Below are 9,524 nucleotides of genomic sequence, written 5' to 3'. Positions count from 1 at the left end.
ACTAGGTGTCTTCTGCTACCTCGGTCGTCAGTGGGAACTGTCTTTCCGTTTAGGAATGCGTCCTTGGATCTGTGTTGCTTACTCTGCACCTGTATCCGCCGCTACTGCTGTATTCTTAATCTATCCCATCGGACAAGGTTCTTTCTCTGATGGTATGCCTTTAGGAATCTCTGGAACCTTCAACTTTATGTTCGTGTTCCAAGCAGAACATAACATTCTGATGCACCCCTTCCATATGTTAGGTGTTGCTGGTGTGTTCGGCGGTTCTCTGTTCTCCGCGATGCACGGTTCTCTAGTAACTTCTTCCTTAGTGCGTGAAACCACTGAAATCGAGTCTCAGAACTACGGTTACAAATTCGGTCAAGAAGAAGAAACCTACAATATCGTTGCCGCTCACGGTTACTTCGGACGCTTAATCTTCCAATACGCTTCTTTCAACAATAGCCGCTCCCTGCACTTCTTCTTAGGTGCATGGCCGGTAATCGGTATCTGGTTTACGGCAATGGGTGTTAGCACCATGGCGTTCAACCTCAACGGTTTCAACTTCAACCAGTCGATTCTCGATTCTCAAGGTCGTGTAATCGGTACTTGGGCCGATGTGTTAAACCGCGCTGGTATCGGTATGGAAGTAATGCACGAGCGCAATGCTCACAACTTCCCCTTAGACTTGGCTAGTGGTGAACAGGCTCCTGTAGCTCTGACTGCTCCTGCTATCAATGGTTAAGTTCTAGTCTGAACGAAAAGGCACTCCCGCGAGGGGGTGCTTTTTTGTTGTTAGAATTGGGGAACAATGAAAAACGCTGCAAAATGCTTATTCTCAAACAATCATCATTATGACCGCTCTCACTGGAAAATATACTCTTAGTCAATATTTTGAGCAGGAAATACAATCCCAAACTCGCCATGAATATCTGGATGGAAAAATTATTGCTATGACAGGAGGGACACCGACTCATAATCGCATTATTAGTAATTTATTGGTGGCTTTATATACTGGACTAAAGAATCAACCCTATGCCGTTTTTGTCACCGATCAGCGTTTATGGATACCTGAGCGTCAAATAGCTACCTATCCTGATATTATGGTAGTGTCTGAACCTCTCACTTATCAAGAAGGACGCAAAGATACTTTAATTAATACTGTTTTAATCGCTGAGGTTTTGTCTGCTTCAACGGCAAATTACGACAGAGAAGAAAAGTTTGCCGCTTATCGAACCATTGCAACTTTTCAGGAATATTTATTGATTTCTCAGGAAAAATGTTATATTGAGCATTTTCAAAAAGAAGGCGAACGCTGGTTGTTTACAGCTTATGAATCTGATAGGATAATTCATTTAAACTCTTTGCGGGTTGAGGTGGAGATAGCAGATATTTATAACAAGGTAATCTTTAGTTAAGGCTTTAAATCTGAAGCTTTTGTTATCATTAAACTAGACTAATCTTGATCAGGAGTTAATTTTATGATATCCCCTCAAATTATTGAACTGGAACAAAAGTTACGAAATTTTTCGTTTGAAGATAAACAATGGTTATTGGAGCAGTTACACAAGCATTTAGAAGTTTTAAAAGAAAATGTAAATAGAAAACAGGCCAAAGATTTGATTATGGAAACATTAAATGAGGTTCAAAATATGCCCGATAATTGTTATCATGAAGTTTGGCAAAAATTTGATGACGCTTGTGTGAGAATTTCAGGAAACTTAGAAGAATCTGATTTACTATGATGTTTGCTCAAGATTCACCTCTTGTTATTCTTGATACTTCGGTTTTTCTTTCAGCTTTGTTAAGTAAAAATCCTAACAGTGCGCCTTGTCAAATTATTCGTTATTGGCGGGAGGGTAGATTTAAGTTAGTTATTTCTCCTCAATTATTGGAGGAATTGGTTGAAAAACTATTACTGAAAAATATTGACAGAAATGATATTAAGGAGATTTTAACGGCTATTTTTTATACTGCTATCAAAATTCAAGGCATTTATCAAGCAACGCTACTCGATCAGGTTGATCCAAATGATAATATGTTTTTGGCAGCCGCTTACGAAATAGGTGCTGATTATCTAGTTTCTTTAGATAAAAAACACATTTTACCGCTAAAGCATTATCATCATACACAAATTTTATCGCCAAATTTATTCTTACAAGTTTTGCAAAATAGTTAAAGATAAAAATGCGATCGCATCTATTTTTAAAGAGATAATCCTAATCGTTAGGATTTCTTTGAAGATAGGATTTAAACACAGGATTAATAGGAAAATAGGACGAGGTTTCTGATGGTAATTTATCCAGTAAACAGCGTCTAATTAATGACTGAATAGTTGCCCAAAATTCAGAAGTAGATAAGTCAAGATTAGCAGTTTTGGGAAACTTTTCTACCGCTTCAGTTTGATTAGCTAACCAGTGTATCACCTTTTTTTCTGTTGCGGATAAACGCTGTAAATGACATTCGATCGAGTTTTCTATATCCCCTAAATAAATTTCATTATTCATTTGTTCTAAAAATAAGGATACTTCTCCATCAAATAGCTCAATAATAGTTGAGGAGATGATATTTAACCAGTTAGGATGACCTTGATAAAGTTCGCTCAGTTTCGTCCATTTCTCCTCACTTTTTAAACCGTATTCTTTGAAGATTTTTTCAAATTCTGTTGTTAAACCTTGCAGGTATAAAGTTTTAATTTTATCGGATTTTAAGGTGACAAAATCTCTGGGAAGTTCCCAACTAATTAAAATCAAACAACTTTGATGAGATGTGGTAGCAATTTGATGAAAAAATTTATGATAATCCTGACAGTCGGGTAAATATTTACCTGCTAATTCCCCCAGTTTAAAAATATTCTGCACATCATCAAGAATAATTAAACAACGATAGGAGCTTAGATAATCTATTATATCAGGTAAGGGGGTTGATAGAGATTGGGCGAAAAACTGTTTTAGATCATCTTTGAGAGCGATTAATTGAGGAATATTTTCCAGACTGCGATAAATAATATAATCAAATTGTGGGGCAATTTCTGAAACTAATTTAAGGGTTAAAGCTGTTTTTCCGATTCCAGTTAACCCATAAATAGTAATTAATCGAGTTTTATTATCTAGCCATTCTTTTAAGGTTGATATTTCTAACTTACGTCCATAGTTATACCTTAATTCAGGAGCTTTTGTTAAGTCAATCATGGGAGATTTATTATTATGTAAAGAATATGATCGGTTTTGGTTATCATTAGTCGTTTGAATAATTTGACCACCAATATTGATGTTATCAATTTGTAACAAACAATTCCCCGAATGATAAGCTTGAGAAACCCGATATTTTCTTTCTAACTTGGATCGTAAATTATCTTTATTAACATCTTCGTCTAATACCTTACCCAACTTTTTCCATAAGTTAGCAGCCTCTTTTTTAATATGAGATTCACTACAACCATTAAAAGATTGAGCAATTTGCCAATATTTTTGACCTTGCCAAACCCCTGTCAAGATTGCTTCTTGTACTGGTGTCAGATGAGACGCCACTTTCTCAAACATTAAATCATCAACATATTGCAAAACTTGGTCAATATTATTCATTTCTGGTTAAAAAATTAGAGGGGTAATCAAATATATTATACCAAACGGAACTAAGACTGTACCGTAACCTACCTATAAATTGTGTACCAAAGCCTACTTTGGTACTAAAATCAAGCGCTACAATACTGAGATGTTAGGTAAATCAAGCTAATTAGTCCTATTTGCTTGCTAGATTGTCATCATAGCCCATTTTGCGGTGACATGATCATCTTTTCCATTTCAAAAATCAATGAAGTAATCTTTAAGTTATGTATCAAGAACTACTGAGTAGAGCCAACCCTGGATTTATCCTGATTATGATTGATCAGTCAGCTTCAATGTCAGATAAATACGCTAATTCAAATAAAGCAGAGTTTGCCGCATTAGCCGTTAATCGAGTCATCGGAGAAATTATTACAGCTTGTTCATCGGGTAATGAGATTAAAGACAGATGTTTTGTGGCAGTGGTTGGCTATGGAGCAAGTATTAATATACTATTTCTAGACAAAGCCTCAGAGTTGGCTAAAAATCCCAATACAACAACCCTTAAGAGAAAAGTCTCTGATGGTGCAGGTGGGTTGGTTGAAGTGGATGAAGTAATGCGAGTGTTTGTGAAACCGACTGCAAGTAATGGAACACCAATGGCTGAAGCCTTTAAACAGGCTTATAATGGGGTAGAAAAATTTATTTCTAATCATCCCGATAGCTTTCCACCCGTTGTTATTAATATAACCGATGGAGAACCTAATGATTTTAATGCTGCTACTACTGAAGCGAAAAAACTAGCACAACTTAAAACAAGTGACGGTAACGTGATTGTTTTGAATGCTCATATTTCTAACGCATCAGCAGGGAAAATAGAGTTACCTAGTGACAATGCTGGTTTTAACAATAATAAATTTGCTAACTTTTTGTTTGATATTTCCAGTGTGCTTCCTGATCCTCTTGCTGAGAGTGCCAAAAATGCGGGTTTTAATGTTCAACCTAATGCCAGAGGTTTTATCTTTAATGCTGATGCTGAAGCACTGATTAAACTTCTTCAATTTGGTTCTCAAGGAGCATTACGCTAAAGTTATTGTCATTAATTATGGAATCTCATCATAAAGTTTCAGTCATCCGTCGGTTCAGTGATAGAACTCATAAAGAGATGGAAACCATTAGCGGTTGTCAAGATAATTTTAGCTATAATGAAGCTAAGAATTGTTTTGCGATCGCCGATGGTGCAACTCAATCATTTTACTCAAGTATATGGTCAAAACTTCTTGTTGATTATTTTTGTGAAAATCCCCAGATTGATAAAAACAATTGGCAAGAATGGCTTGAACTAATTCAGCAAAAATGGTTAGAAGAAGTTAGAGCAGAATTAGAAAAAGCAAAAAGCGGTAATAATTTTGCCTGGATTGAGATTTACAATGGTTTGGAACGTTCTAAATCAGCAACATCTACCTTTATTGGGTTACAATTTATTGAAAATCAAGCAAAAATCTCAATTGTTGGCGATAGCTGTCTGTTTATTTTTCAGGGAAATCAATTAATTCAAACCCATTTATTGAAAAAATCAACGGATTTTAATAATCAACCTGAATATTTTGGAAGTCGCTCTAAAAATAATGATCATGAGCCAGAATTTTTAGACATCGAATTAAAATACAAACAAGATTCAGATAAGCTTTATTTTGTACTAGCAACTGACGCTCTAGCTGAATATATTTTTAAATATACAGAACAGCAAAGAGATATTTTAACAACTTTACTTACAATACAGGAGTTTGAGAATTTTGTAAAATCTGCTAGACAGGATGACACAATAAAAATGAAAAATGATGATGTCACTTTAATGATTTTAGAAGTCAGTGATGGTGAAATCATCAGTTTGCCTACACAAACCAGAAAAGAAAATCAAAAAAATCCTCCTATCATTTTACCTTCAAGTAATGAAAACAAACAGCCTTTTAACGAAGATAAAAACAATTCTTCAAAAGTAGAAGAAGAACCTAAAGACAATACTCCTGCTGAAAATTTAGAAGATACTTCTGGTTTTGCCAAAATAAGCTCCAATCTACAAACATTATTAAAATTTCTGCCATCTTTACCCATGACGCACCGCAATTTGAGAGGAGTTTCTTCTTCAAGTCCTCAACTGAGAGAAGACAAACCACCCGTAATTAAAGGAATAGATGGAATCCGTAATCTTCTCCTTGTTTTTATTCCTTTAAATATATTCTTAACTATACTCTCCACTGCGACCATATTATATTTTATTTCTCAGACAGCTAACAAAATAAATAGTATAAAAACTGAACAATCAAGCAATTCAAATTCATCTAGTCAAGTCACTAAATATGAACCTAAATATATGAACCTTGAAAAAGGAAATAAAATCTACAAAGATCAAACTTTTCAAGAAATTATTATTCCTGCTTTATCTGACTCATCTCAGGTTTTAATTTTAGAAGAAGGAGACAAATGGATTAAATTTCAGATTGATCTTTATGCTAATCAAGCAATCTTGAATCAATGTTCTACTTGTGCAAGGGATGAAATAGAAATAAAACCCAAGACAAATCTGAGAACTTTGGCTAGTGAATCAGAAAGGGATGTTTTTGGACAATTAAGCGAACCATCAAAGTTTAAAAAACTTGAATTTGATTCCCTTCCCAATTGGTCTAAATTTACATTTGTGGGGTATGTAAAAAAATGAAATATCCGCTTAGAACTGACTATGAAACAGTCGTAAAATACCCTGATAGATTTATATACGATGGTATTTTACAACAAGGAAAGCCTGTTAAGCAAAAGCAAAATCAGAACTTTTTACTGTCTCATAATGGCGGAAAAGCCGTTGTTTATGAAATTCAAACTAATCCTAAAAAATATGCCCTTAAATGTTGGATAGAAGATTTAGGGGATCTAAAAATTCGTTATAAGGCGATTGATGCCTATCTTAAAACAGTTCAACTTCCTTATTTTGTTGATTTTGCTTACCAAGAACAAGGAATTTTAGTCAATGGACAAAGATTTCCCATTATTAGAATGGAATGGGTTGATGGTATTAGCTTTAAAAAATTTATATCTAATAATATTAATAACCCGACTTCTATCCGTAACTTTGCCGAAAAATTCTTAGAAATGGTTAAAATTCTTCATCAAAATAATATTTCTCATGGAGACTTACAACACGGTAATATTATAGTGCGTAAAAATGGTGATCTATGTTTAATTGACTATGATAGTTTATATGTTCCTCAATTAAGCAACGCAACCGACAATATTAAAGGACTCCCTGGTTATCAACATCCTAACAGAAATAAGTTATCTAAATTAAGTCCAAAAGCTGACTATTTCTCAGAAATGGTAATTTATTTATCATTGCTTGTTTTATCAGAAAATCCCAACTATTGGCAACAAATACAACAAGAAGAAAGGCTACTATTTTCCGAAAAAGACCTAATTAAACCTAATTCATCCAAGATTTTCAAAGAACTTAAAAATCTTTCTCCTGAGATTGTGTATTTTACCCAAGAATTAGAGAAATTTTGTCAACAATCAAATATTGAAAACCTACAAACTCTTGAAAATTTAGTCAACAATTACACAGGAGTTAAATGGAGTTTTGTGCCTCCTACTAACCCTATTCCAATCGTTACTTCACCTGTTCCTGTAGTTAATAATCCTACTAATTGGGGTTTTACATCTAATAATTCTACTCCATCCCCATACCCTCCTCCCTCAAGTCAAGGATGGACTTTCTCCCCTAACGGAGTTCAAACTCAAACCAGTCCAAAAAATACAACATCTTCAGATCCCTGGGAAAAACTTAAAACCAATTCATCAAGTGCTTGGGATATATTTGACACGGGTAAAACACCACCTCCAAAAGATGAAAACATTTGGGATAAATTTGGCACGGGTAAAACACCACCTCCAAAAGATGAAAACATTTGGGATAAATTTGATAATATTTGGAAGAAACTTACAACATCTGTATCATCTATTTGGAACAAAATTTTGAACTGGTTTAATTAGCTATCTGATTATTCTGTGCAGTTCTCCTATCCTAAAATCAACTCCATTGCTTGATTAATAATTTGATTTTTATCAACCATAGCTTCAATTTCTTCGGGTTTATATATACCTTCAAAAGCTTCTAATGCCCCTTGTCTTAAAGCCGAAGAATAAGCATCATCTAAGGTTTCTTTTAATTCTTCTATTGTTAGATAATTTCCTCCAGTTTTACGTCGTTTATTAATGCGTTGAATCTGTCTAACAGAATTAGAAATAGAGGTTTCCCATGAGCGGGTACTGCGTTTTTCTGCTTGCTGTTTAATCAGATGTAATAGGACAATAATACTAAAGCTAAAAATCTTATTGAGCTTATCATCTTTGCTCATTTCTGTCATTTCCTCTACCAGGAGCAAGGCATCGGGAACATTTCCTACTAAAAGTAAATCCTTTAATTCTAACAATTCTTCCATATTGCCCCTGTTATCAATTCAGTCGTTTTTTGAACCAAGTCCAGATATAATTAATTTATTCAGAGAGGAATCGTCTGATTAAATCTTCGCGTGAAGACTCCAATAATAAACGACTAGACTCCATCGGTGATAACTTGAGCAACTCATCAATGACTTTTATTAAAGACTCATCCAATTCCCCGAACCTCACCTGCATTAAATTTTCAATAATTTGTCGTTGTCCTTGTTGAAGTCCTTCCAGTTTAGTCGCCTCTTTCCACTCTAAATAAGATTGAGATAAAGCCATAAATACCTCCCTATCTTCTGATTCTAAAAGATTGTTAATTTCAACACTCACGCGCCAACTGATCAATAATTCCATGACATTTTGACGGAAGGAATCGCCGGAAGGCAACTCAAGCAACTCTCTCACCGCTTGGCTTTGGGTTTTCCCCCGTCCCAACAATCTTAACAGTAAAGTGTGCGGGGTAATAGGTAACTGATTAATCGCTACAATTGCCGTTCGGTGAGAAGGAGATAAAAAGTAAATCCCTTCTGTCCAGTTTTCCAGTTCTAATTTAGCATTAAAACTCTCTAGGATGTGTAAACTAATAGAGGTAGCCAAAATCCATAATCTAGGTAATTCATCCTCATTTAACTCAGTTTTTTCCCGTTTCCCTTTCCGTTGAAGTTCAGCGAAAATCGAAAACAATTTTAAGATACAGTTGCGAATTTCCGTTCGATTGGGAGCATGGCGAAAAGGCTCAAGCAAAGTGCTTGTGGTCACCATTTGCCCTAAAAGACCCAAAGATTGAGCATTTTCCCGCATATTAGAGTCAGGAGAGAAGAAAACATCCACCTGACGGGTTTCATCCGCCACTTCCTTGCTAACTTCCACCCTTCCCAAAGGAGAAAGCAATTCTTCTAGGTATTGTTTGGCAAATTGGTCGTGAGGTTGTCGAGTCATATCTTCAATCTTAGATCAGAAAAGACCGAACCGCACCCGAACCATTTCATAACCTCAGCTTATCAATGGTATAAGTAACAATAGTTTCAAACCCCTTTACAAACCGATACAAAGTCTTTAAGATAGAGACATCATCAATCAATCGTACCTCGATAACTTAATAGGAATCATAAACCAATGACCACCACTCTACAACAGCGCGAAAGCGCTTCCCTGTGGGAGCAGTTCTGCCAGTGGATCACCAGCACCAACAACCGTCTTTATGTCGGCTGGTTCGGTGTGATCATGATCCCCACCCTGCTCACCGCCACCACCTGCTTCATCATCGCCTTTATCGCAGCTCCTCCCGTAGATATCGACGGTATCCGCGAGCCTGTAGCTGGTTCTCTACTCTACGGAAACAACATCATCTCCGGTGCAGTTGTTCCCTCTTCCAACGCGATTGGACTCCACTTCTACCCCATCTGGGAAGCTGCTTCCTTAGATGAGTGGTTATACAACGGTGGTCCCTACCAGTTAGTCATTTTCCACTTCTTACTAGGTGTCTTCTGCTACCTCGGT

At 35.8% G+C, this 9,524-nt stretch carries 11 protein-coding genes; 8 read left to right on the top strand and 3 right to left on the bottom strand.

Going from position 1 to position 9,524, the window contains the following annotated elements; all coding sequences use genetic code 11:
* From IM507_RS19860 to IM507_RS19845, 4 genes are all read left to right on the top strand, one after another.
* The coding region (locus tag IM507_RS19860) for a photosynthetic reaction center family protein (RefSeq protein WP_287637582.1) at nt 1-724 on the top strand (724 nt) is incomplete at its 5' end.
* Nucleotides 725-833: 109 nt separating this feature from the next.
* On the top strand, nt 834-1,397 hold the full coding sequence (locus IM507_RS19855; RefSeq protein WP_002791547.1) for a Uma2 family endonuclease: 564 nt from the start codon (nt 834-836) through the stop codon (nt 1,395-1,397).
* A gap of 63 nt (nt 1,398-1,460) precedes the next feature.
* Nucleotides 1,461-1,724, top strand: a complete 264-nt coding sequence (locus tag IM507_RS19850) for a hypothetical protein (protein WP_002752205.1) — start codon at nt 1,461-1,463, stop codon at nt 1,722-1,724.
* Entirely contained in the window at nt 1,721-2,158 is a 438-nt protein-coding gene (locus tag IM507_RS19845) for a putative toxin-antitoxin system toxin component, PIN family (RefSeq protein ID WP_002761089.1), read from the top strand. Before IM507_RS19850 ends, IM507_RS19845 begins: the two co-directional genes overlap by 4 nt.
* Nucleotides 2,159-2,198: 40 nt before the next feature.
* On the opposite strand, the gene IM507_RS19840 is transcribed toward IM507_RS19845, so the two are convergent.
* Nucleotides 2,199-3,563 (bottom strand): NB-ARC domain-containing protein, encoded by a 1,365-nt coding sequence (locus IM507_RS19840; protein ID WP_123230274.1) that lies wholly within the window; start codon nt 3,561-3,563, stop codon nt 2,199-2,201.
* A 248-nt stretch (nt 3,564-3,811) separates the two neighbouring features.
* On the opposite strand from IM507_RS19840, the gene IM507_RS19835 reads away from it, so the two are divergent.
* From IM507_RS19835 to IM507_RS19825, 3 genes are read left to right on the top strand one after another with little or no spacing between them, the layout of a single operon-like run.
* The gene (locus tag IM507_RS19835; protein ID WP_002745527.1) at nt 3,812-4,612 is read left to right on the top strand and encodes a vWA domain-containing protein; all 801 of its coding nucleotides are present in this window, start codon (nt 3,812-3,814) and stop codon (nt 4,610-4,612) included.
* A 17-nt stretch (nt 4,613-4,629) separates the two neighbouring features.
* The gene (locus IM507_RS19830) at nt 4,630-6,243 is read left to right on the top strand and encodes a PP2C family serine/threonine-protein phosphatase (RefSeq protein ID WP_123230275.1); all 1,614 of its coding nucleotides are present in this window, start codon (nt 4,630-4,632) and stop codon (nt 6,241-6,243) included.
* Nucleotides 6,240-7,568 carry a protein kinase domain-containing protein gene (locus tag IM507_RS19825; protein ID WP_123230276.1) on the top strand — a complete coding sequence of 443 codons (1,329 nt, stop codon included), beginning with the start codon at nt 6,240-6,242 and terminating at the stop codon, nt 7,566-7,568. Before IM507_RS19830 ends, IM507_RS19825 begins: the two co-directional genes overlap by 4 nt.
* A 26-nt stretch (nt 7,569-7,594) precedes the next feature.
* Here IM507_RS19825 and IM507_RS19820 read toward each other — a convergent pair whose 3' ends face one another.
* A complete protein-coding gene (locus tag IM507_RS19820) occupies nt 7,595-8,017 on the bottom strand; it encodes a DUF29 family protein (RefSeq protein WP_002791560.1) in 423 nt (140 codons plus the stop codon).
* A 55-nt stretch (nt 8,018-8,072) separates the two neighbouring features.
* On the bottom strand, nt 8,073-8,963 hold the full coding sequence (locus IM507_RS19815) for a hypothetical protein (protein ID WP_069475680.1): 891 nt from the start codon (nt 8,961-8,963) through the stop codon (nt 8,073-8,075).
* A gap of 177 nt (nt 8,964-9,140) precedes the next feature.
* Here IM507_RS19815 and IM507_RS19810 point away from each other — a divergent pair.
* On the top strand, nt 9,141-9,524 hold a 384-nt coding region (locus tag IM507_RS19810; RefSeq protein WP_465246297.1), incomplete at its 3' end, for a photosynthetic reaction center family protein.

Origin of the sequence: Microcystis sp. M20BS1, assembly GCF_020245305.1 — a bacterium.
Classification (GTDB): Bacteria; Cyanobacteriota; Cyanobacteriia; order Cyanobacteriales; family Microcystaceae; genus Microcystis; species Microcystis ichthyoblabe_A.
This window is presented reverse-complemented; position numbering and strand designations above follow the sequence as displayed.

Coding starts and splice junctions, on each gene's coding strand:
- IM507_RS19855 (WP_002791547.1), top strand. CDS start 834: ATGACCGCTCTCACTGGAAAATATACTCTTAGTCAATATTTTGAGCAG.
- IM507_RS19850 (WP_002752205.1), top strand. CDS start 1,461: ATGATATCCCCTCAAATTATTGAACTGGAACAAAAGTTACGAAATTTT.
- IM507_RS19845 (WP_002761089.1), top strand. CDS start 1,721: ATGATGTTTGCTCAAGATTCACCTCTTGTTATTCTTGATACTTCGGTT.
- IM507_RS19840 (WP_123230274.1), bottom strand. CDS start 3,563: ATGAATAATATTGACCAAGTTTTGCAATATGTTGATGATTTAATGTTT.
- IM507_RS19820 (WP_002791560.1), bottom strand. CDS start 8,017: ATGGAAGAATTGTTAGAATTAAAGGATTTACTTTTAGTAGGAAATGTT.
- IM507_RS19825 (WP_123230276.1), top strand. CDS start 6,240: ATGAAATATCCGCTTAGAACTGACTATGAAACAGTCGTAAAATACCCT.
- IM507_RS19815 (WP_069475680.1), bottom strand. CDS start 8,963: ATGACTCGACAACCTCACGACCAATTTGCCAAACAATACCTAGAAGAA.
- IM507_RS19830 (WP_123230275.1), top strand. CDS start 4,630: ATGGAATCTCATCATAAAGTTTCAGTCATCCGTCGGTTCAGTGATAGA.
- IM507_RS19835 (WP_002745527.1), top strand. CDS start 3,812: ATGTATCAAGAACTACTGAGTAGAGCCAACCCTGGATTTATCCTGATT.